Origin of the sequence: Streptomyces yerevanensis, from assembly GCF_000716805.1 — a bacterium.
Classification (GTDB): Bacteria; Actinomycetota; Actinomycetes; order Streptomycetales; family Streptomycetaceae; genus Streptomyces; species Streptomyces flaveus.
This window is the reverse complement of the sequence record NZ_JNWJ01000001.1, coordinates 438503-460233: the sequence shown is the minus strand read 5'-3', so window position 1 is coordinate 460233 and position 21731 is coordinate 438503. Positions and strand designations below refer to the sequence as shown.

The window sequence follows — 21731 nt, the reverse complement described above, 5'->3', positions numbered from 1 at the left end:
TGCGCGTCGGTCAGTTCGTGTCGCCGCACCATAAGACGCGCCTGCCCGGCCCCAGCACTGATCCACCCACCCCAACAAGAGCCATCAGAAGCGCCCTAGTCGTCCGGGGCATGGACAATTGGCTGACAAACCGGGCAACTTTCATCGTCTGGTTGGGGGACCGCCAGCCCCTGACTAACCTGCGGGTATGGCCCTAGGATCTGCGTCCACCAGGACTGACCGCGCACGCACTGTGCGTGACATGCTCGCCACCGGCAAGACGACGTACTCGTTCGAGTTCTCGGCGCCGAAGACCCCGAAGGGCGAGCGGAACCTGTGGAACGCGCTCCGCCGGGTCGAGGCCGTCGCTCCGGACTTCGTGTCGGTGACGTACGGCGCGGGCGGCTCGACCCGCGCCGGCACGGTGAAGGAGACCGAGCAGATCGTCGCGGACACGACGCTCACCCCGGTCGCCCACCTCACCGCGGTCAACCACTCCATCGCCGAACTGCGCAACATCATCGGCCAGTACGCGGACGCCGGGATCCGGAACATGCTCGCCGTGCGCGGCGACCCGCCCGGCGACCCCATGGGCGACTGGATCCCGCACCCCCGGGGCCTGACCTACGCAGCCGAACTCGTCCGACTCATCAAGGAATCGGGCGACTTCTGCGTGGGCGTCGCGGCCTTCCCCGAGATGCATCCGCGCTCCGCCGACTGGGACATGGACGTCGCGCACTTTGTCAACAAATGCCGGGCCGGCGCTGACTACGCGATCACGCAGATGTTCTTCCATCCCGAGTCGTACCTGCGGCTACGTGACCGAGTCGACGCGGCGGGCTGCGAGACCCCGGTCATCCCCGAGGTCATGCCGGTGACCAGCGTGAAGATGCTGGAGCGGCTCCCGAAGCTCAGCAACGCCTCGTTCCCGGACGCCCTGAAAGAGCGGATCCTCAACTCCAAGGACGATCCTGCGGCTGTACGCTCCATTGGAATCGAGTTCGCTACGGAGTTCTGCGCGAGGCTGCTGGCCGAGGGAGTCCCCGGACTGCACTTCATCACGTTGAACAACTCCACCGCGACGCTGGAAATCTACGAGAATCTGGGGCTGCACCACCCGCAGCAGGCCTAGACCGGACGCATCCTCGTACGACACACTGCGTAACGGCCACTGGGAGAGGGGCGTACATGGGCTGGACGGTCCTCTACATCGCGTTCGGCATTGTCGCGCTGTGGCTGCTCGGCGAGGTGCTGCTGCAGTACAAGGCACGGCTGCGCTGGCGGCTGCTGGCCTTCGCGGGCTTCCTCGGTGTGGTGCTCGGCGTGCTCATCCCGTCCGTGCCGGTCATCGGCCTGGGCGCCGCCGCCTTCGCGGTCGGGCAGACGTACGTCACGCTGTCGTTCCGCCGCGGCTTCGCGGCCGGCTGGGCCGTCGCCGGCCGCCCGGGTGCCAGCAAACGCCGCCGCGGCGAGCCGGACCGTGATCCGACGCTCGAGGTCTCCGACCTCCAGGCGGCGGACAACGGAATGCGTCCACGGGACAACTTCGGCCAGGGCGACGACCTTTACGGGCGCGATGACTCCGTCTTCGGGCAACGGGCCGACACCTTCGGGCAGCGGTCCGACTTCGGGCAGTCCGTCGAGACGGCGGCCGAGTCCACCGCCGTCTACGAACCGCAGCCCCTGCCCGACGACACGGGCAACTACGGCGTCTACAGCGACAGCGCCTACGCCGCGGCCACCGACCCGTCCCACGCCGCGTCCGCCCAGTCCCAGGACGCCGGCCAGAACTACGGGTACGACGGCTACTCCGGCTACGACCAGCAGCAGTACGGCTACGACACAGGCCAGCAGCAGTACGCCGCCTACTCCGACCCGTACCTCGGCACGCAGTCGTACGAGGGCGCCTCGTACGACTCCTCCTACGACGCCTCGCAGCAGCAGTACGGGCAGCAGGGCTACGCCCAGGACCAGTACGCAGGCGGGGGCGGGGGCTACGGCGGCGAGACCCCGCCGGGCGGCGTCTGGGTACCGCAGCAGCGCTCCGACGATGCGTACGGCGGCGAACTCCCGCCGGAGCAGCAGCAGTATCCGTACGAGGGCAACGGGAATGGGAACGGGAACGGCAGCGGGTACGACGAGCAGTACCGGTTCTGACAACCCGTACTGAGAGCCGGGTCGGGCCTATTGCGAGCCCTTGAAGTCCGGTCCTTCCACGATCAGCCCCGCTACCAGCGCTCCCGACATGCCTGCGTGCGGCAGTCCACCGCCGGGGTGTGCCCAGCCGCCGACCGTGAACAGGCCCGGAAGACGGGTGCTGTTGGACGGGTGCAGCAGACGTCCGCCCGCGGCGGCCAGTGCCGGTGCCGGAACCGCGCCGCCGTCCGCGCCCGTCGCCTCCGCGATGTCCGCCGGGGTACGGACCTCGTGCCAGAGGAGGCGGTCGCGCAGGCCTGGTATCGCGCGCTCGGCGGTGGTGAGAACACCTTTGACGTCTTCCTCGGTCGGCTCCAGGCCTGACGGCACCGTGACGCTCAGCGTGACCGCCTCGTGGCCGTCGTCCGGCACCAGCGCGGGATCGCCGGGGCGCAGCACGGTCAGGGTGGGCGCGGCCGGGAGTCCAGGGCCCGCAGGAGCCGTACGGCCGGGTCGGTCGCCGAACAACGAGTGCAGTTCCGCCTCGCGATCCGCCGCGTGCACCACCGTCCGATGAGCCACCCCCTCCGGCCGCCCGCCGCGCAGCGCCAGGTGAACCGTCAGGCGGCTCGACAGTCCCCGCTGAGGCGGCACTTCGCCTTCGCCGTGTAGCGCGATCCCGGAGGCCAGCCGGTCCAGCACTCCGGGCGCCACGCCCGCGACCACGAAGTCCGCCTCTTCGAGGGTGCCGTCGGCCAGCTCCAGGCCCGCCGCCCGGCCGTCCTTCTCGACGATCCGCTCGACAGCCGTATCGAAGTGGAACTCGACCCGCCGAGTCAGGCACCGCTCGTACACCGTCCGCGCCAACTCCCGTATCCCACCGCGCACATACCAGGTGCCGAAGGCGTGCTCCATGTACGGCAGCACGGTCGCGGCGGCCGGAGCGAGGCGCGGGTCGAGGCCGTACGCGAGGGCGTGGCTCTCCAAGAGGGCCGCGAGCCGCGGGTCACCCAGCTCCCAGGCGCCGACCTCCGCGAGAGTCGTCGCCGTCCGGGTGCGCAGCAGACGCCGCTGCTTGACGGGCGGATAAGGCTCACGCTCGGCGAGAACCTGCCAGTTGGGCCACAAGGGCTCTTCGAGCAGCGGCCGGCGCGTACGGTCCCAGGCCTCGCGTGCCCGCACCAGGAGCTCGCCCCACCGCTCTCCCGCGCCCGCACCGAGGGCCGCTTCCAGGGCCGAGACGACTCCCGCGCGTGAGGCGTTCGGCAGCGAGACCTCTGTGCCGTCCGCGAAGACGTGGTGCGAGGCCGGGTCCACCTGGACCAGGTCGACGCACTTCTCCAGGGGCTCCTTGCCGGTTTTGACGAACAGATCGCGGTAGACCGCGGGCAGCGGCAGCAGCCCCGGGCCCGTGTCGAAGACGAAGCCGTCGCGCTCGACGACGCCCACCGATCCGCCGTACGTCGCCGCGCGCTCGTACACCACCACCCGGTGGCCCGCGACGGCCAGTCGGGCGGCGGCCGCCAGCGCGCCCATCCCGGCGCCGATCACCGCAATTCGTGCCATGCCAGGGACTGTATCGGCCGCCACTGACAATCCGGCCGCCACGGTCGGACTGCCACCGCCTCGCAGGCGGCGGTCCCGGATTCCCGTCGGGGGAGTACCTGGGGAGTAGCGGCGCGGACGCGATCGTAACCAGTCGGCAACGGTGCGTCCTGGGTGTGAGTGCGCAGGTCTGAGTATCCGTACCTAGTAAGTGAGTTGAGTACGCGCGCGGATGGGGCACGACCTGCGCGAACGAGAGAGTGGGGGCACGGAAAGGGGCGCGGCTCCGGTACCGCCGACACGGGGCGGCGGAACGGTGCAGCGCCCTTGGCCGCTCCTTCCGCCGAGAAGTCGGCGGGAGCGAGGCACGGGGGACCGGGGGAGACCGAACGGGGGGAAGCAACGGGGGACTACGGGGAAGCAAGAAGGGGCGCCGGTCCGGCGTGGCCCGCGGGGGACGCGGCCACCTCGGGCCGGCGCTCTCTTTTCGGCCCCTGTGTGCTTCAGCGGTTGCCGCTCACCCGCCCCTGAAGCAGCCGCGACAGCGCCGCGTGGACGTCGTCCAGGGAGCGCTCCGGCTGAAAGGCCTGCCAGTCCAGGGCAGCCACCAGCACCATGCCCACCAGGGCCGCCGCCGTCAGGGGGATGTCGATCTCCTCGCTCAGCTCGCCGTTCGCGATGCCGTCGCGCAGAACTCCCTCGACCACCGCGACGGCCTCCTGCCTGACCACCATCAGGGTGGACTGCCAGGCCCGGTTCGTACGCCACAACTCCGCCACGTACAGCTGGGTGAAGGCCGGATAGCGATCGATGAAGACGAGCCCCGCCCGGATCATCGCGTCCAGCGCGTCGACCTTGCTGCCGCCGTCCTGAGCGGTCTTCTCGGCCGCCTCCCGGAGGGAGGCGGTGAGGAGTCGCACACCGTGCCGGAGCAGCTCTTCGAAGAGGACGGATTTGCTCGCGAAGTTGTAGTAGACGGTGCCCTTCGCGACCCCGGCGCGCTCGGCGATCTCGTCCACGGTGGTGGCCGAGAAGCCCTGCTCCGCGATGAGCGTCACGGCTGCCTCGTAGAGCTTCTGCCGGGTCAGTTGTCTCCGGCTGCTGCCGCTGTCCACGGCCCTGCTGCTTTCCATGGCCCTGATTGTCACAGGCTCAGCTCCGGGTGCAGCCGGTCCAGGGTCCACACCTGCTTGCGGCGCGCGGCAACGGCGGTGAGTGCGAGGGCGCCCGCGGTGAACGCCGTGAGGACCACGCATGCCTGCCAGACCGGGCCGAGGCCGCCGCCCGTGATGAGCCTCCTGAGGGCGTCGACGACGTAAGTCATCGGCAAGAAGGGGTGGATCGCGTTGAAGAAGGCCGGACTGGTCTGCACGGGGTACGTGCCGCCTGCCGACGTCAGTTGCAGCATCAGGAAGGCGAGGACGAGGATCCGGCCCGCCGCTCCGAAGCGCGCGTTCAGCCACTGCACGATCGCTGCGAAGCACGCCGTCACCAGGCAGAGGAACCCCACCGTCCCGGCGGCCCGCGCCATCTGAAGGCCTAGCCCCCAGTGCAGTACGGCCATCAGCGTGGCCGTCTGGAGCACGCCCAGGGCGGCCACCGGCAGCCAGCCCGCGAGCGCGATGCGCCAGGCGGAGGCGCCCGTCGCGAGAGCGCGCCGGTTGAGCGGCTGGATCACCATGTAGGCCACCATCGCGCCCACCCACAAGGAGAGCGGAATGAAGTACGGGGCGAAACCGGTGCCGTAATTGGGTGCCTTGTGCAGGTCCTTCGAAGCGAGCCGTACCGGGTCCGCCATCACCTCGGTGCGTTGGTCGCGGTCCTTCTTGTCGTAGTCGGGGATCTTTCCGGCGCCGTCGTGCAGTCCGCCGGCGAGCTTCCCGGAGCCGTCGACGAGCTTGAACATGCCTCCCTCGAGGTCGATCGCCCCCGTCTTGAGGGCACCGACGCCGGTGTCGAGGCCGGCAGCGCCGGTCTTGGCCGTGCCGAGCCCGGTGTGCAGGGTCTTCGCCCCCTTGGCGACCTGCCCGGCTCCCTTGTCGAGTTCGTTGATCTTGGAGACGGCGGTGGCGAGGTCCTCGGAGAGGTGCGGCGAGCGGTCGGCAAGTGCCTGGGCCTGCTTCTGGAGGGTGGCCAGGTGCTGGTCCAGCGCGTCCAGATCGCCGTCCTGACCGGCCACCAGCGTGTTGACGTCGTCGGCGACCTTCGCCACGTCCGCGGCTGCGTTCTTCGCCTCCTTCAGTTGCGGGCAGGCGGCGTCGGGCAGCGGCGCGGTCTCGCAGCGCGCCTTGTAGACGTCGTTCAGCGTGTCGGAGGCCGTGCGGGCCGACTTGGCGGCGGTCGGGGCGGTCTTCACCAACGTGTCGAGGTTGCGGCGGATGGCCGCCGCGGAGTCCGCGACAAGCTGTGCCGTGTCGCCGATCTCCTTCTCGTTGCCCTTCAGGAAGGGGCCCACCTTGTCCGCGACGCCATTGACCCTGTCGGCCAGCGCCCGTGTCCCCTCCGAGACCTGCCGTGAGCCCTTCTCCAGGTCGCCCGCTCCCTTGTCGAGCTTCTTCAGGCCCGCGGAAAGCTTGCCGCTGCCCTTCTTGGCGTCCTTCAGACCGTCGGCGAGATCCTTCGAGCCCTTCTTGGCCTTCCCGATCCCGCCCTTCAGCTGATCGGCCCCCTTGGCGGCCTTCACGGTCTGACCGTGGATGTCCGAGAACGAGATGAAGATCCTGTCGAGGAACGACCGCGACGTCTTCGTGGACGCCGCCGTCCGCACCTCGCCGAAGACCGTCCTGGAGACCTGCCCGACGATGTAGTTGTTCGCGTCGTTCGTACGCACCTGGAGGGCGCCCGTCTCCGGGGAGTCGCCCGAACTGGAAGCGATCCGCTCACTGAAGTCGGAGGGCATCGTCAGCGACAGGTAGTACGTGCCGTTCTCGACGCCCTTGCGCGCCTCGGCGGCGCTGACCTCGTGCCACTCGAAGGTGTCGCTCTTGTGCAGGCCCTTGGTGATGTCGTCGCCCGCCGCGATCTTCCCGCCGTCCGCCGTCACCCCCTTGTCGTCGTTCACGAGGGCCACCGGAATGCGGTCGAGACGACCGTACGGATCCCAGAACGACCACAGGTACAGGGCGCCGTACAGCAGCGGCAGCAACAGGAGCGAGGCCATGGCCGCGCGCGGGAGCTTCCCCCTGCCGAACCGCCTGAGCTCAAGCGCGGCCAGCTTCGGCGAGCGCATCCGCCGCCTCCTTGTCTTCTTCGACGTCTTCTTCGGCTCCCTCGTCGGAGGGGGCGCCGGCTTCCTCGTGGGTGGGCTCGCCGGCGGACCCGGTGGACACCGCGACGGCATCCTCGGGTGCTTCCCTGCACACCGCGAGCACGGTCGTCCCTGCCTCGGTGAGCGAGCGCAACAGCGCCCAGACCTCGGCCCGTTCGGGCTCCGAGAGCTTCAGGTCGGTGTCGTCGACGCCGAGGAGCCGCGGACGGCCGACCAGGGCCAGTGCCACGGAGAGCCGCAGCGCCTCGACCCGCTCCAGGTCGCGTACGGCAGTCCGGGAGCCCTTGGGCAGCGCCTCCCGGTCCAGCCCGGCGGCGCTCAGCGCGGCGTCGATCCGCAGCCGAGCCTCCGCCGCCCGCTCGCTGCGGGGCCGCAGCAGCCTTTGATGGGGGTCCCCCCGCTCGAGCGAATTCGAGAGTGGGGGAGAACCGCCGAACCGCCGCTGGAGCAGCGCCCGTTCGCGCAGGTGCTCGCCGACGGTCAGGGCGGGGTCGAGGTCGGTGACCCCGGGCACATGGGCGAGTGCGCTGATCCGGCGGACGGTCGCCATCTGCTTCGGCAGGCGGAACGGTCCGACCGTCGCGTGCCCCTCGGTGGGCTTCATGCGTCCGGTGAGCGCGAGCAGCAGGCATGTACGCCCCGAGCCCGACGGCCCCGCGATCGCGATCAGTGAACCGGGCTCCGCGTCGAGGCCCACCCCGCGGAACGCCCAGCCGCGAGGGCCCCTGAGCCCGAAGTTCTCAGCCGTGACGCGGAGACCACGCGGTCCATCCACCACTTCCCCCACCACTTCCCCCAACTCACGAGGAATTGAACTGACTGGTCAGTGCAAAATCTAACCCGAACGCTCGATCGAAGCAAAACCCCAGGTCAGAACGCATTGTCAGTGGCATACCTCACGATGGGCACATACGGCCACTGCGCCGTCACACAGACGACAGGAGGTTCGTCATGGCCAGCTACCACGCAGCCGCCGCCCGCCGGCGCCGCGCCCCCGGCCCTGCCCCCTCACTGACCGGACCGGCGAGCGACGTACACCCTGTGCTCCGCCGGGCCACGGCCCCGCCCGCCGCCCTCGACCTGCTCGCCCAGGCCCGCGCCGGACTCGACGAGGCGGCCCTGCTGGAAACGCCCAACGAGCGCTACGCGACGGCCCATCTCGCGGCCCTGCGCACCGCCGCCGCGGTGCTCGCCGCCCGGGGCCGCCCGGAGTCCACCCCGAGGCGCCGGGCGAAGATCCGGAGCGCTTGGGAAGTGCTCCCCGAGATCGCGCCCGAACTCGCCGAGTGGAGCGCGCTGTTCGCCTCCGGCGCCCGCCGCCGTGCCCGCGCGGAGGCAGGCATACAGGGCGCGGCCAGCAGCCGCGACGCCGACGACCTGCTGCGCGACGTGGCCATGTTCCTGCGCCTCGTCGAGCGCATGCTCGTCCTGCAGCCCGTCCTGCCCCAGCCACAGCAGGACGTCGACCGGGAGGAGCCAGACGTACCGGAGGTACCGGATGCGGGATGAACGGTGCGGGAGTCCGATGAGCGAAGCCGCGTCTGCCCGGGGCCGACAAAGCGGTCTTGGTGAAGTCCGGTTGCGGTATCGCGCCCCTGAGAGGGGCGCAGGCCCTGAGAGGGGCGCGGGGCTGTATCCATTTGCGGCTCCGCCGCGTGGGCGCGACCAGCCCCCACCGGCCCGCAGCCGAATCACTGTGCTTCCAGCGGAGCGCTCTGGCACGGTCGTCCGCCGCGCGAGACGGAGGGCCGGGGACGGGGTCGGAGGCAATAGGGTTGGCAGCGCCTGCGCCTTCCCCTGGCCGCACAGGTCCGGGGAAGGCATCCCGATCGCTCCGCCCTAGCCGAGGCGGTGCCGCGCCGAGGAGTCAACTGCCGTGTCGGACCCGTCTCGACCCCGCGCTTCTCTCCGTACCGCCGTGGTCTGGGACGTCCTGAAGGACGCCCTCGACCGCCGGGTCAAGGCCACGGGCCGGGAGTCGCTCGACGTGCTCGACACGGGAGGCGGCAGCGGCAGGTTCGCGGTGCCCGCCGCCCGACTCGGCCACCGCGTCACCGTCGTGGACCCCAGCCCGAACGCGCTGTTCGCGCTGGAGCGCCGGGCCGCCGAGGCCGATGTCGCCGACCGGGTCCAGGGCGTCCAGGGCGACGCCCACGGCCTCTTCGACGTCGTCGAGCGCGGTGGCTACGACGTGGTGCTGTGCCACGGCGTGCTCGAGTACGTGGACGACCCCGCCGAGGGCGTCGCCAACGCCGTGGCCGCGCTGCGCTCCGAGGGGGTCCTCAGCCTGCTCGCCTCGGGCCTCGGCGGCGCGGTGCTCGCGCGCGCTCTCGCCGGGCACTTCACCGAGGCCCGGCAAGCACTCAGCGACCCGGACGGCCGTTGGGGCGAGGGCGATCCCGTTCCTCGGCGCTTCACCGCCGAACAGCTCATCGCTCTCGTCGAGGGCGCCGGTCTGCGCGTTGGCGCCGTGCACGGCGTACGGGTCTTCGCGGACCTCGTCCCCGGAGTCCTCGTGGACACCGAGCCGGGAGCCCTGGACGCCCTGCTCAAGCTGGAGGCCGCGGCGGCTGAGCTGCCCGCCTTCCACTCCGTGGCGACCCAGCTCCACGTGCTCGGCGAGACCAGGGAAGCCGCCGAGGCCTGAGCCGGCTCCCGTGCCCCCGCCGCTGATCAGGAGCTCGGCGGCAGATGGAGTACGCCACAGCGCCCCCGATCGCGCGCTCGGAGCCGTATGATCGGAGGAGACCGTCCGGCATGACGGGCCGGTCGCTGGGGAATGCACGCTTCAGTGAACCGGGGTGCCATGGCGGAATCCGGTTGGCTAATTGGCGTAGAGGGGCGGGTTTCACGGGGGCGATTCCCTGCCTATCCTGAAGGGGACCCCCGGTCGCCCCGGCGACTGCACGATGAGGAGGACTCCGTGCCGCTCTCGGAGCACGAGCAGCGAATGCTCGAGCAGATGGAGCGAGCGCTGTACGCCGAAGATCCCAAGTTCGCGACAGCGCTTGAGGGAAGCGGGCTGCGTACGTACACCCGGAAACGGGTTTACCAGGCGGTCGTTGGCTTCCTGGTTGGTATCGCGCTCCTCATGGCCGGAATGGTCGCACAGCAGATTTGGGTCAGCGTGGTGGGATTCCTCGTCATGCTGGGCTGCGCGGTGCTCGCCGTCACCGGTTGGCGCAAAGCCCCCAAGCCGGGCGAGCAGCCCGCCGCGGGTGCCGGTGCGCCGGGCGCTCCGCAAGCCCGCCGTCAGGGTCGGCAGCGGCGCTCCATGATGGACCGCATCGAAGAGCGCTGGCAGCGGCGCCGCGACGAACAAGGCCATTAGCCCCCGGGCGGAGAGCCAACACAGCGCGAAAGGGGTGACCACCCGCGGGTGGCCGCCCCTTCGGCATGCCTGCGAACGCCCCGGCGTAGCCCCGGAGTTGCTGCCCGACTGAGCTTCGCGTACGAGAGGTCTCCCACCGGCCCTCGCTCACGAGGCATACGGCACCGGCACACGGCGCCACGCCGCATCGGTGTTCGGCACCGAGCCGTGCTGAAGTTGGGCACGGCCCGGTCCGAGTGGCCCGTCGAATCCCCGACACCGCACCCCGCCGAAACCCGACCGGGGGCGCCCACCCGAGACCGGGCAGGCGCCCCCTCTGTAAGGGCCAAGCCCCCTCAGCCGCTGCCCTGCCCCGCCGACGGTCGCCGGACCAGCGTCGTCCAGCGAGCCACCGCCCGGGACTTGAGCGACGCCCAGCTCTCCGAGGCCATCCACACCACCCGTACAGCCGAGCGGGGCGCCAGCAGTGCCCTCAGGCGGGTGCCGCTGCTGACCGTGGCGCGCAGGCCGTCGGTCATCCTGCGGACGTCGTCGGCCAGACCCGGTGTGGGCCGGGGCCGCGGCGCATACAGGACCTGTTCCACGGCGTCCGCGATCCGGTGCACGGATGTCGCGGTCGCCGGGTCGAGGTGCCCGAGCCGGACGATCCGGGCCGCCGCCTTGCGGGGCGTCTGGGACTCGTCCGGCGCGATACCGAAGTCCCAGGCCGTATCGGTCACTTCATGCCACGCCGCCAGCGTGTGAGCTGCCGCGTCCGCCTCGGTGCGGCCATGCGTGCCGAGCCGTACGGCCCGTACTCTCGTCCGCCACATCATCGGCAGCAGTGGTATCGCGAGCACGGCAAGACCGAGCAGGGGCCACAGCAGGATCTGGAGCCACGGCGTACCGCCGTCCGTCGCCGTGATCGCCGCCTCAGGAGACTCGCTGCCGCAGGGCTCCTGCAGCCTCTTCTGCTCCGCCGTGCAGCTCTCGCTGGTCGACGGGGCGGCCGAGGAAGGCCGCGGCGCGACCTCCTGCGAAGTGCCCGGATCCGGGAGGGTGGTGCCCGGAGTGTCCGTCCGGGTGTACTCCGGAACCGTGCCGCGGTTCGGCGTCGGCTCGAAGCGGGTCCAGCCCACGCCCTCGAAGTACAGCTCGGGCCAGGCGTGCGCGTCCCGCAGGCCCACGGACATCGTGCCGTCCGACTGGGGTGAGCCGGGTGTGAAACCGACCGCGACGCGGGCCGGTATGCCCAGCGTGCGGGCCATCGAGGCCATCGCGAAGGAGAAGTGGACGCAGAAGCCCTCCTTGTCCCTCAGGAAGCGCTCGATCGCCTGCGAACCACTGCCGACCTGCACCTCCGTGTCGTACACGAAGCCGCCCTCCAGGGCGAACCAGTCCTGGAGCTTCACCGCGCGCTCGTAGTCGTTGCTCGCGCCCGCCGTGACCTGCCGTGCCGTGTCGTAGACCATCGGGGGCAGCGATTCCGGCACATCGGTGAACTCGCGCCGCAGCCACCCGGGCGGCTCCTGCGCATCGGCGAGCTGTTTGGCGGTCGGCTGCACGATCAGGCTCTTGACGGAGTACTCAAGGCCGCGCGTGGTCTGGCCGTGGTCGCCGACGAGCGTGCGCCCGACAGGCTCATACCGCCACTTGCCGCTGATGTCCACCTGGCTGGCCGGATAGGGCATGGGCAGCCAGTCCTGCGCGTACCAGTCCGCCGCCGCGATATTCGTCTCGACCTCGGTGCGTTGGACCTCGTCCCCGAGACCGGGTGGTGTCTGGAAGTTCTCCGGTACATCCGTGATGCTGCGCTTGGAGGGCTTCCACGCCGTGCCGTCGAACTCGTCGAGCGAGACGATCCGCAGATAAAGGTCCTGCGTCTCCTCGGAGTTGGTGTTGTACGACATGACCTGGCGGTCCTCGTCCACGTTCAGACTGTCGCGGAGCGAGACCAGCGGGTTCACCGCGGAGATCGTGCCGCCGCCTCCGGAGCCCGAGCCGACACCTGTCCCCGTACCGTCCAGCAGGCCGCCGTCGAGGGACGGCAGACCGAGCGGCACCACCAGGGCTATGCCGAGGGCGACGGCACCGATGCGCCGGCCCGTACGGATCGGCGCGACCGCGCCCGGCGACGGGTCGGGGCCCGGCGTGCGGGGTGCGCCGCCGAAGACGCGGCCCCACTGCGAGAGCCGGTCACGGCCCTCGGCCAGCAGCAGTAGCAGATAACCGGCGGCCGCCAACAGGAACCACAGCCATCCGGCGCCGCCGTCCGAGAGCCCGGCGGCGACCGAGTACAGCGCGAGCAGCGGCAGCCCGGCCGGGGCAGCGCTGCGCAGGGTCACCGCGAGCGCGTCCACCGCCAGCCCGATCACCAGGACACCGCCGACCATCATCAGCCGGATGCCGTCGGACAGCGGCGCCGGGATCGCATACCGCCCGACGTCCTCCCCACCCGTCTGCAGCAGCACCCCGAAGTGCTGGAACACCTCCGGGCCCGGGATGATCCCGACGATGGCCTGCTCACGGGCGAACATCAGCGTCAGCAGCATCAGACTCACCAGGGCCTGCGCCGCGATCGTCAGCGGCCGGGCCAGCGGAACCCGCCGGGCCGCCGCGCCCACACCGGTCTGCACAGCGAGCAGGAACGCCGCCTGCAGCAGCCAGGTCGCCGGGGTGACCAGCGGCAGCAGCGCGCTCGCCGCCATCAGTGTCGCCGCCGCGGCGCACAGCGCCAGTCGCGCGCGCCCGCTCATGAGCCACCGCCTCCCGCCGTGCTACCCATCGGCGTGACCTGATTGCGTTGCTGGTCCGCCTCCCGCCACAGATCGGCGAGGTCCGCACCCGGCGGCGCGGTCACAGCGGTCCAGCCCGCCTCCCGCAGCATCCGGAGCCGCTCCTCGCTGTCCTCGTGGGCTTCGCCCTGCACCCACGATTCGCTGTCCAGCAGGAAGGCGACCGCCCCGCCGCTGCGCTGCCGCATCTTGGCGAGCACCGTCGCCTGCTCCTCGTCGAGGTCGCCGAGAAAAGCCACCAGAAGCCCTTCGTTCCCCCCGCGCAGCACGTCGTACGCCCGGGACAGGCCCGTATCGTCGGAGTGGTCGATCACCGCCAGGGTGTCCATCATCAGCCCGGCCGCGTCCGCCGACTCCTGGTTGGCGCCCGCGAACCCGTCGGCCCCCTCGCCGGGCACCGAATTGCCGGTGTCCGTCAACAGCCGAACCGAAAAGCCCCGCTCGAGCATGTGCACCAGCGTGGACGCCGCGCCCGAGACGGCCCACTCGAAGGCCGAGTCCGGGCCCGCGCCCTCGAAGGCGATGCCTCGGGTGTCGAGGAGCACCGTGCAGCGGGCCCGCTGCGGCTGCTCCTCGCGGCGCACCATCAACTCGCCGTAGCGCGCGGTCGAGCGCCAGTGGACCCGGCGCAGATCGTCGCCGTAGCGGTACCCGCGCGGGATGATGTCGTCCTCGCCGGCCAGAGCAAGCGAGCGGTTCCGCCCGTCGCCGTACCCCTTGGCCTCGCCGGTCAGCCGCACCGGCGGCAGTGGCTCCACGCGCGGGATGACCGTCAGGGTGTCGTACGTCGAGAAGGAGCGGGTCAGCTCGCACATTCCGAACGGGTCGCTGAGCCGCAGCTGGAGCGGGCCCAGCGGATAACGGCCCCGCAAGTCGGAGCGCACGCGGTACGACACCTCGCGTCGGCCGCCCGCCTCCATCCGGTCCAGTACGAACCGGGGACGCGGCCCCAGCACGTACGGCACCCGGTCCTGGAGCATCAGCAGTCCCGTGGGCAGCCGCGAGACATTGTCCATCCGCAGATGGACCCGGGCCTCGGACCCCGCGGGCACGCGCCCGGGCGAAAGCCGGCGGCTGCCCGCCACCCGGTAGCGCGTGCGGTACAGGACGGCCGCACACACCAGCGGCAGCACGGCCAGCAGCAGCCCGACCCGGAGCAGATCGCTCTGCCCCAGGACGTATGCGCACACCGCGGCCGCCACGCCCGCCGCCAGGAAGGACCGACCGCGCGTGGTGAGCCCGGCGAGTGCCGTGCGCAGCCCGCCCTTGTCCTCCTCGGCCTGCGCCGCCGGCATGCCCCCGGTGGTCATCACAGCCTCCGGGGCGGCTGCTGGCCGAACTCCGGAACCGGCCGGCCCATCGTCAGACCGCTCTGCGACGCAGGCGCCGCGGGCACAGGTGTGCGCTGCAGGATCTCCAGCACGACCTGCTCGGCCGTACGGCGGTTCAGCTGGGCCTGCGCGGTCGGCAGCAGACGGTGGGCGAGGACCGCCACCGCGAGCGCCTGGACGTCGTCCGGAAGCGCGTAGTCCCGGCCGCTGAGCGCCGCGGACGCCTTCGACGCACGCAGCAGGTGCAGCGTCGCGCGCGGGGAGGCGCCCAGCCTCAGGTCGGGGTGAGCACGCGTGGCGGCGACCAGGTCCACCGCGTAACGCCGCACCGGGTCGGCGACATGGACCGTGCGGACCGCGTCTATGAGCTTGACGACGTCGTGCGCGTGCGCCACCGGCTGGAGGTCGTCCAGCGGGGAGACGCCGCCGTGGATGTCCAGCATCTCCAGCTCGGCCTCCGCGCTGGGATAACCGATGGAGACACGGGCCATGAAGCGGTCGCGCTGTGCCTCCGGCAGCGGGTACGTGCCCTCCATCTCGACCGGGTTCTGCGTGGCCACCACCATGAAGGGGCTGGGCAGCTCGTAGGTATGCCCGTCGATGGTGACCTGGCGCTCCTCCATGGACTCCAGGAGCGCGGACTGCGTCTTGGGCGACGCGCGGTTGATCTCGTCTCCGATCACGATCTGCGCGAAGATCGCGCCCGGCTTGAACTCGAATTCGCTGCGCTGCTGATCCCAGATGGACACTCCGGTGATGTCCGAGGGCAGCAGGTCCGGCGTGAACTGAATACGCCGCACCGAGCAGTCGATGGACCGCGCCAGTGCCTTGGCCAGCATGGTCTTGCCGACACCGGGCACATCCTCGATCAGAAGATGCCCCTCGGCGAGCAGTACGGTCAGCGAAAGCCGCACGACCTCAGGCTTGCCCTCGATCACTCCCTCCACCGAACTGCGGACTCGCTCCACAGTGGTGGTCAGATCTGTAAGGCTCGCTCGATCGTCATAGGTCGTCACCCGGCCCTCCTCGGCCCGTTCTTTCTCCGGGCCGACGCTCACGACGCGAACCGGCCCACCTCGAACACGGACACCACGCGTGAAAAGTTCCGCGTGACGCCACACCCGCATTCTTGTTGCCGTTACCGGTTCGTGTCACTCGCCTGTGGACAACTGGCTGTGATATGTCGGGGCTTGCGGCCTTTGGGTGGGGTCAGGTGGGGTCAATCTCACGCAGCAGTCCCGTTTTCACATCGAACACAAAACCACGTACGTCATCGGTGTGGACAAGGAACGGAGAAGTGCGCACCCGCTGCATGGACTGCCGCACGTCCTGTTCGACGTCCCGGAAGGCCTCCACCGCCCAGGCGGGACGCTGGCCGACCTCCATCTCCAGGTCGTGCCGGAAGTCCTCGGTGAGGGATTCCAGACCGCAGCCGGTGTGATGGATGAGCACCACGCTGCGGGTGCCGAGCGCCCGCTGGCTGATGGTGAGGGAGCGGATCACGTCGTCGGTGACGACGCCGCCCGCGTTACGGATCGTGTGGCAGTCGCCCAGCTCCAGGCCGAGCGCGTCGTGCAGGTCGAGTCGGGCGTCCATGCAGGCCACGACCGCTACCTGCAGCACAGGGCGGGCATCCATGCCCGGGTCGGTGAACGCGGCGGCGTACCGCTCGTTGGCCTCGACGAGACGGTCGGTGACGGTGCCGCCGTCGGCTATGGCGCCTTCGGGCTCGGTGGGAACGGGTGCGGAAGTCGTCATACCCATGACGGTAATCGTCACAGTCTGTACGTCCCTTCTGTGAGAGGGGACAAAGAACATCAACAAGCGTTGTTGTGAGCTAACCCACATGGGTGCCGCGAGGATCCCGTAAGGATGGTTCTCCGCGATGTGCCGCGTCGGTGGCGGGGGTCCCGCGACGCGCAGGCCGGTTGATTGACCGTGAGACGCGGTGGACTAAAGTGACGCGAACTGGGAGGCGAGACCCTCCCATCTGGACTGTTGTCCCCCGGAGGGCCCGGCGACGTGCCGGAATCTCCCCGCGTGCGCGGCGCGTACGTACGGCTCGGCCTCCTCCCGCTCCCGGTCGACGACGCTTCCGGCGCCGGCAGGCCCTCCCCTTCACCGAGCGAGAGGGGACCCGGTGGTACGTACGCCGCGCCGGAACTGAGAGGGCCCAGATCAAATGGGGCGCGAAGCGCATTCGAACAGGGGTGGTGGCGGGCGACGGGAGGGACAGTCTCGACATGTCCCGGTGATGCTCCAGCGGTGCCTGGACCTGTTGGCCCCGGCGCTGGAGCGGCCCGGAGCCGTCGTCGTCGACTGCACGCTCGGCCTCGGCGGCCACAGCGAGGCCCTGCTCACCCGGTTCCCCGAGGCCCGCCTCGTCGCCCTGGACCGCGACAAGGAGGCGTTGCGCCTCTCCGGAGAGCGGCTCGATCCCTTCGGTGACCGGGCCACCCTGGTGCACGCGGTCTACGACGAACTCCCCGACGTACTCGACCGGCTCGGGTTCCCGCGCGTCCAGGGCGTCCTCTTCGACCTCGGCGTCTCCTCCATGCAGCTCGACGAGGCGGACCGCGGGTTCGCGTACGCCCAGGACGCCCCGCTCGACATGCGTATGGACCAGACGACCGGCGTGAGCGCGGCCGAGGTGCTCAACACGTACCCTCCGGGCGAACTCGTCCGGATCCTGAGGGTGTACGGCGAGGAGAAGCAGGCCAAGCGGATCGTGTCCGCGATCGTGCGTGAGCGCGAGAAGGAGCCCTTCAGCAACAGCGCGCGTCTCGTCGAGCTGATCCGGGACGCACTGCCGCAGGCAGCCAAGCGCACCGGCGGCAACCCGGCCAAGCGGACCTTCCAGGCGCTGCGTATCGAGGTCAACGGCGAACTCACCGTCCTGGAGAGGGCGATTCCGGCGGCCGTGAAGGCGCTCGCCGTCGGTGGCCGGATCGCCGTCCTGTCGTATCACTCGCTGGAGGACCGGCTGGTCAAGCAGGTGTTCGCGGCCGGTGCCGCCATCACCGCGCCGCCCGGCCTGCCGGTGGTGCCCGAGCGCTATCAGCCCCGGCTGAAGCTGCTGACGCGCGGTGCGGAGCTTCCCACGGAGGAAGAGGTCGCTCAGAACCGGCGGGCCGCACCGGCGCGGTTGCGCGGGGCGCAGCGCATCAGGGAGTCCATGGAATGAGGGGCGTGAGGCACAAGAAGGGGGCGGGTGAGTGAGTAGGAAACCCGAACTGAGGGGGCGGGCCGCTCGGCTCGCCCGGCTCATCCCGTCCGGTCCCGGACGAGCCGCTCGTACCCCCTTCGTCCTCCTCGTCGTGTTTCTCCTGGGCGGCGGCCTCATCGTGCTGCTGGTGCTGAACTCCGCTCTCAGTGAAGGGGCGTTCAAGCTCGACGACCTCCAGGAGGACACGAAGAGCCTCACCGACGAGGAGCAGGCGCTCCAGCGGGACGTGGACGCCTACTCCGCCCCCGACGCCCTCCAACGCCGCGCCCGCGAGCTGGGCATGGTCCCCGGCGGCGACCCCGCCTTCCTCAACCCCGACGGCACGGTACGAGGCGTTCCTGAAGCAGCCCAGCGGTCCTCGGTACGCGTCCCCATGGTGCTGAGGCCCGAGAAGCCCGACTCCACGCCGAAGCCGAAGCTGCCACTGATGCCCACCCCGTCCAAGCGGCCCCCTACAACCCCCGGCAGGTGACGGAAGTGTCCGACAAGGAACCCCCGCGCCGCCGCGTTCCGTCGCCCGACAGGCCCGTACGCCCCGGCAGCCGGCGCCCGGGGCCCGGTGCCCGCCCCGCACGCCGCCCGGCCACGCCCCGCGCCGGGCGGGCACCGGGGCCGCGGATGATCCGGCTGGGCAGCCCCCGCCCGCGGCTGCGCCTGGTCAGCCTCGCCCTGACGCTGGTGGTGATCGCCTTCGTGGTGCGGCTGCTTCAGGTGCAGGCGGTCGACGCAAGCGTGTACTCGGCCAAGGCCGAGCAGAACCGGTACTTCAGCCGCACCCTGGCCGCCGAGCGTGGCGGGATCACCGACCGCAACGGCGTCGAGCTGGCCACAAGCGTGGACGCGAACGACATCACGGCCGACCCCACGATGTTCACGCGGAAGGCGACGAAGATCGGCGACGCTCCTGAGCAGGCCGCCGCGCTGCTCGGCCCGATCCTCGGCAGGGAACCCGCCGAGCTCGCCGAGAAGCTCCGTACGAAGGGCACCCAGTACGTCCTGTTGGCCCGTCGCCAGACCCCGCAGGTCTGGACGCAGATCAACGACCTGAAGACGACGCTCGCCGAGAAGGCCCAGAAGGACAGGACGGCCGCGAACGTGCTGGCGGGCGTCTTCCAGGAGCCCAGCAGCAAGCGGGTCTATCCGAACGGCGGCCTCGGCGCCGGGATACTGGGCTGGGTCAACGCCGACGGCAAGGGCGGCGGCGGTATCGAGCAGCAGCTGAACAAGGAACTGACCGGCAAGGACGGCGAGATCCGCTACGCCCAGGCCGGCGGCCACCGGGTCCCGACCGCGGGCAGTACGGAGACGCCCGCCGTGGCCGGTTCCGAGGTCGAGCTGACCATCGACCGCGACATCCAGTGGGCCGCGCAGAACGCCATCACGGAGCAGGTGAAGGAGTCCAAGGCGGACCGCGGCTATGTGATCGTGCAGGACAACAAGACCGGCGAGATCCTCGCGATGGCCAACTCGCCCGGCTTCGACCCGAACGACCTCTCCCAGGCCGGCTCGGCGGCGCTCGGCAACGCGGCCCTCCAGGACGCGTACGAACCCGGCTCCACCGCGAAGGTCATGTCGATGGCGGCCGTCCTGGAGGAGAACGTCGCCACGCCCGGGACGCATGTGGTCGTGCCCAACCGGCTGCACCGTGGCGACCGGCTCTTCCGGGACGACATCGACCACCCGACCTGGTATCTGACGCTCAACGGCGTCCTCGCCAAGTCCAGCAACATCGGCACCATCCTGGCGACCGGCCAGCTCGGCAAGACCCAGAAGCAGGCCAACCAGGTCCTCCACTCGTATCTGCGCAAGTTCGGCATCGGCCGCGAGACCGGACTCGGCTTCCCCGGCGAGACGAACGGCATCCTCGCACCCGCCGACAAGTGGTCGACCTCGCAGCAGTACACGATTCCTTTCGGCCAGGGCGTGTCGATCAACGCGATGCAGGCGGCCTCCGTCTACTCGACGATCGCGAACGGCGGCGTACGCGTCGAGCCGACCCTCGTACGAGGCACCAAGGGAGCGGACGGCCGCTTCATACCGGCCCCGAAGCCCCAGAAGACAAGGGTTGTGAGCGAGAAGACGGCGAAGACGCTGGCGCAGATGCTGGAGTCCGTCGTGGACGACGAGGAGGGCACCGGCACCAAGGCCCGTATCCCCGGCTACCGCGTCGCGGGGAAGACGGGCACCGCCAACCGAGTGGATCCGGCCACCGGCCGCTACCGCGGCTACACCTCGTCGTTCGCCGGATTCGCTCCCGCCGACAACCCCCGCGTGACTGTGTACTGCGCGATCCAGAACGCCACCCAGGGCAGCTATTTCGGCGGCCAGATCTGCGGGCCCGTCTACAAGGAGGTCCTGGAGTTCGCCCTCAAGACCCTCCAGGTGCCGCCGACCGGGGACGCGCCCGCCAGACTTCCTGTCACCTTCACACCCTGATCAGCACCGGACACGTCCGGTCACCCGGAACACCGAGCAGGAACCAATTCGTGACAACGATCACTCCCGACCCCGGGAAACATCCGGAGCCCCGCCCCTCGCTTCGCTCAGCCGGGGGCGCGCCCGGTACGCTCACCGCCGTGCCACACGCTGATCAGTCCCAAACCACCCAGAAGGGCGTTCCTGTGACATTTCCGGGGCCGCCGCGACCGGTTCAGGTCTCCGCCACAGACCTGGCGGACCTCGCCGATCAGCTGGGTGTCACCGCCCCCGCTGCGGCCGAGGTCACGGGCATCACCCACGACTCCCGGGCCGTGCGCCCGGGTGACCTCTACGCCGCCCTGCCCGGCGCCCGGCTGCACGGCGCCGACTTCGTGACGCAGGCTGCGGGCCTGGGTGCGGTGGCGGTGCTCACGGACCCGACCGGCGCCGAGCGCGCCGCCGCGACCGGCCTCCCGGTCCTCGTCGTCGACGATCCGCGCGGACGGATGGGCGAGCTGGCGGCCACGATCTACGGCCACCCCGGCCGCGATCTCCTCCAGATCGGCATCACCGGAACCTCGGGCAAGACCACGACGGCGTACCTCATCGAGGGCGGTCTCAAGACGGTCCGTAGCACCGGACTCATCGGCACGGTCGAGACGCGTATCGGCGACGAGCGCATCAAGTCGGAGCGGACTACTCCCGAGGCCACCGACCTCCAGGCGCTGTTCGCGGTGATGCGTGAGCGCGGCGTGGACGCGGTAGCCATGGAGGTCTCCAGCCACGCACTGGTCCTCGGCCGGGTCGACGGCTGCGTCTTCGACATCGCCGTCTTCACCAACCTCAGCCCGGAGCACATGGAGTTCCACTCCGACATGGAGGACTACTTCCGGGCCAAGGCACAGCTGTTCACGCCGAAACGCAGCAGGTTCGGCGTAGTCAACTTCGATGACGAGTACGGACGGAGGCTCGTCAAGGAAGCCACCGTCCCTGTGGTGACGTTTTCCGCCGAGGGGCACCCGGACGCCGATTGGCGCGCCGAGGACGTCGAGGTGGGTCCGCTGGACTCGACGTTCGTCGCGATCGGCCCCAAGGGGGAGCGGATCAGCGCCAAGTCGCCGCTCGCGGGCCCCTTCAACGTCGCCAACACGCTCGCCGCGATCGTCGCCCTGGCCGCTGCCGGACTCGACGCGCAGACCGCGGCCGACGGCATCGCGGCCGTACCGGGTGTGCCCGGCCGCCTGGAACGCGTGGACGCCGGTCAGCCGTACTTCGCGGTCGTCGACTACGCGCACAAGACGGACGCCGTGGAATCGGTGCTGCGGGCGCTGCGCAAGGTCACCGAGGGCAAGCTGCACATCGTGCTCGGCTGCGGCGGAGACCGCGACAAGTCCAAGCGGATGCCGATGGGTGCCGCGGCGGCCCGCCTCGCCGACACCGCCGTACTGACGTCGGACAACCCCCGCTCCGAGGACCCCCTCGCGATCCTCGCCACGATGCTCGCGGGCGCCGCTGACGTGCCGGCGCACGAGCGCGGCGAGGTCGCGGTCTTCGAGGACCGGGCCGCCGCGATCGCTGCGGCCGTCGCCCGGGCCGAGCCCGGCGACACCGTGCTGGTCGCGGGCAAGGGCCATGAGCAGGGCCAGGACATCGCCGGAGTGGTCCGTCCCTTCGACGACCGCCAGGTGCTTCGCGAAGCTATCCAGAAGACCCAGGGATGAAC

The 21731-nt window shown here is 70.6% G+C and carries 17 protein-coding genes; 9 read left to right on the top strand and 8 right to left on the bottom strand.

The genetic code is table 11. From position 1 onward, the window contains the following. The first annotated feature begins 187 nt into the window (after positions 1-187). On the top strand, positions 188-1111 hold the full coding sequence (metF, locus tag OP79_RS02030; RefSeq protein WP_051744318.1) for a methylenetetrahydrofolate reductase [NAD(P)H]: 924 nt from the start codon (positions 188-190) through the stop codon (positions 1109-1111). A 56-nt stretch (positions 1112-1167) separates the two neighbouring features. Beyond that, positions 1168-2136, top strand: a complete 969-nt coding sequence (locus tag OP79_RS02025) for an SCO2102 family sporulation regulator (RefSeq protein ID WP_033318090.1) — start codon at positions 1168-1170, stop codon at positions 2134-2136. Between the two features lie 27 nt (positions 2137-2163). On the opposite strand, the gene OP79_RS02020 is transcribed toward OP79_RS02025, so the two are convergent. The 4 genes from OP79_RS02020 to OP79_RS02005 form a co-directional block, all read right to left on the bottom strand. Further along, positions 2164-3681: a phytoene desaturase family protein gene (locus OP79_RS02020; protein WP_033318089.1), complete on the bottom strand. Its 1518-nt coding sequence runs from the start codon at positions 3679-3681 to the stop codon at positions 2164-2166. A 482-nt stretch (positions 3682-4163) separates the two neighbouring features. Further along, on the bottom strand, positions 4164-4793 hold the full coding sequence (locus tag OP79_RS02015; RefSeq protein WP_033318088.1) for a TetR/AcrR family transcriptional regulator: 630 nt from the start codon (positions 4791-4793) through the stop codon (positions 4164-4166). 11 nt (positions 4794-4804) lie between these two features. Then, a complete protein-coding gene (locus OP79_RS02010; protein ID WP_033318087.1) occupies positions 4805-6889 on the bottom strand; it encodes a YhgE/Pip family protein in 2085 nt (694 codons plus the stop codon). Then, positions 6861-7703: an ATP-binding cassette domain-containing protein gene (locus tag OP79_RS02005; RefSeq protein WP_078491560.1), complete on the bottom strand. Its 843-nt coding sequence runs from the start codon at positions 7701-7703 to the stop codon at positions 6861-6863. Before OP79_RS02005 ends, OP79_RS02010 begins: the two co-directional genes overlap by 29 nt. A 176-nt stretch (positions 7704-7879) precedes the next feature. Between OP79_RS02005 and OP79_RS02000 the strand changes: the two genes are divergently transcribed. From OP79_RS02000 to OP79_RS01990, 3 genes are all read left to right on the top strand, one after another. Further along, entirely contained in the window at positions 7880-8437 is a 558-nt protein-coding gene (locus OP79_RS02000) for an SAV_6107 family HEPN domain-containing protein (protein WP_033318085.1), read from the top strand. A 367-nt stretch (positions 8438-8804) separates the two neighbouring features. Next, positions 8805-9575 carry a class I SAM-dependent methyltransferase gene (locus OP79_RS01995; protein ID WP_033318084.1) on the top strand — a complete coding sequence of 257 codons (771 nt, stop codon included), beginning with the start codon at positions 8805-8807 and terminating at the stop codon, positions 9573-9575. A 276-nt stretch (positions 9576-9851) separates the two neighbouring features. Then, positions 9852-10259, top strand: a complete 408-nt coding sequence (locus tag OP79_RS01990; RefSeq protein WP_033318083.1) for a DUF3040 domain-containing protein — start codon at positions 9852-9854, stop codon at positions 10257-10259. A 335-nt stretch (positions 10260-10594) separates the two neighbouring features. On the opposite strand, the gene OP79_RS01985 is transcribed toward OP79_RS01990, so the two are convergent. The 4 genes from OP79_RS01985 to OP79_RS01970 all read right to left on the bottom strand — a co-directional run bounded on the left by OP79_RS01985 (position 10595) and on the right by OP79_RS01970 (position 16122). Next, positions 10595-12994, bottom strand: coding sequence for a transglutaminase TgpA family protein (locus tag OP79_RS01985; RefSeq protein WP_033318082.1), 2400 nt, complete (start codon positions 12992-12994; stop codon positions 10595-10597). Next, positions 12991-14343: a DUF58 domain-containing protein gene (locus tag OP79_RS01980; protein ID WP_033318081.1), complete on the bottom strand. Its 1353-nt coding sequence runs from the start codon at positions 14341-14343 to the stop codon at positions 12991-12993. The genes OP79_RS01985 and OP79_RS01980 overlap by 4 nt, the downstream gene beginning before the upstream one ends. After that, on the bottom strand, positions 14343-15380 hold the full coding sequence (locus OP79_RS01975) for an AAA family ATPase (RefSeq protein WP_033318080.1): 1038 nt from the start codon (positions 15378-15380) through the stop codon (positions 14343-14345). Before OP79_RS01975 ends, OP79_RS01980 begins: the two co-directional genes overlap by 1 nt. A gap of 193 nt (positions 15381-15573) precedes the next feature. Next, positions 15574-16122: a beta-class carbonic anhydrase gene (locus OP79_RS01970; protein WP_033318153.1), complete on the bottom strand. Its 549-nt coding sequence runs from the start codon at positions 16120-16122 to the stop codon at positions 15574-15576. A gap of 424 nt (positions 16123-16546) precedes the next feature. Between OP79_RS01970 and rsmH the strand changes: the two genes are divergently transcribed. From rsmH to OP79_RS01950, 4 genes are all read left to right on the top strand, one after another. After that, a complete protein-coding gene (gene rsmH / locus OP79_RS01965; RefSeq protein WP_078491556.1) occupies positions 16547-17548 on the top strand; it encodes a 16S rRNA (cytosine(1402)-N(4))-methyltransferase RsmH in 1002 nt (333 codons plus the stop codon). A 31-nt stretch (positions 17549-17579) separates the two neighbouring features. Continuing rightward, positions 17580-18062 carry a cell division protein FtsL gene (ftsL, locus tag OP79_RS01960; protein ID WP_106972265.1) on the top strand — a complete coding sequence of 161 codons (483 nt, stop codon included), beginning with the start codon at positions 17580-17582 and terminating at the stop codon, positions 18060-18062. Between the two features lie 5 nt (positions 18063-18067). Further along, a complete protein-coding gene (locus tag OP79_RS01955; protein ID WP_078491555.1) occupies positions 18068-20026 on the top strand; it encodes a peptidoglycan D,D-transpeptidase FtsI family protein in 1959 nt (652 codons plus the stop codon). Between the two features lie 185 nt (positions 20027-20211). After that, entirely contained in the window at positions 20212-21729 is a 1518-nt protein-coding gene (locus OP79_RS01950) for a UDP-N-acetylmuramoyl-L-alanyl-D-glutamate--2,6-diaminopimelate ligase (RefSeq protein ID WP_033318078.1), read from the top strand. The last annotated feature ends 2 nt before the right edge of the window (positions 21730-21731 follow it).

Excerpts from the sequence above, each read along its gene's own strand:
- OP79_RS01980 (WP_033318081.1), bottom strand. The coding sequence starts at position 14,343 with ATGACCACCGGGGGCATGCCGGCGGCGCAGGCCGAGGAGGACAAGGGC.
- OP79_RS02025 (WP_033318090.1), top strand. The coding sequence starts at position 1,168 with ATGGGCTGGACGGTCCTCTACATCGCGTTCGGCATTGTCGCGCTGTGG.
- OP79_RS02020 (WP_033318089.1), bottom strand. The coding sequence starts at position 3,681 with ATGGCACGAATTGCGGTGATCGGCGCCGGGATGGGCGCGCTGGCGGCC.
- OP79_RS01985 (WP_033318082.1), bottom strand. The coding sequence starts at position 12,994 with ATGAGCGGGCGCGCGCGACTGGCGCTGTGCGCCGCGGCGGCGACACTG.
- metF (WP_051744318.1), top strand. The coding sequence starts at position 188 with ATGGCCCTAGGATCTGCGTCCACCAGGACTGACCGCGCACGCACTGTG.
- OP79_RS02015 (WP_033318088.1), bottom strand. The coding sequence starts at position 4,793 with ATGGAAAGCAGCAGGGCCGTGGACAGCGGCAGCAGCCGGAGACAACTG.
- OP79_RS01970 (WP_033318153.1), bottom strand. The coding sequence starts at position 16,122 with ATGACGACTTCCGCACCCGTTCCCACCGAGCCCGAAGGCGCCATAGCC.
- OP79_RS02000 (WP_033318085.1), top strand. The coding sequence starts at position 7,880 with ATGGCCAGCTACCACGCAGCCGCCGCCCGCCGGCGCCGCGCCCCCGGC.
- rsmH (WP_078491556.1), top strand. The coding sequence starts at position 16,547 with ATGGGGCGCGAAGCGCATTCGAACAGGGGTGGTGGCGGGCGACGGGAG.
- OP79_RS02010 (WP_033318087.1), bottom strand. The coding sequence starts at position 6,889 with ATGCGCTCGCCGAAGCTGGCCGCGCTTGAGCTCAGGCGGTTCGGCAGG.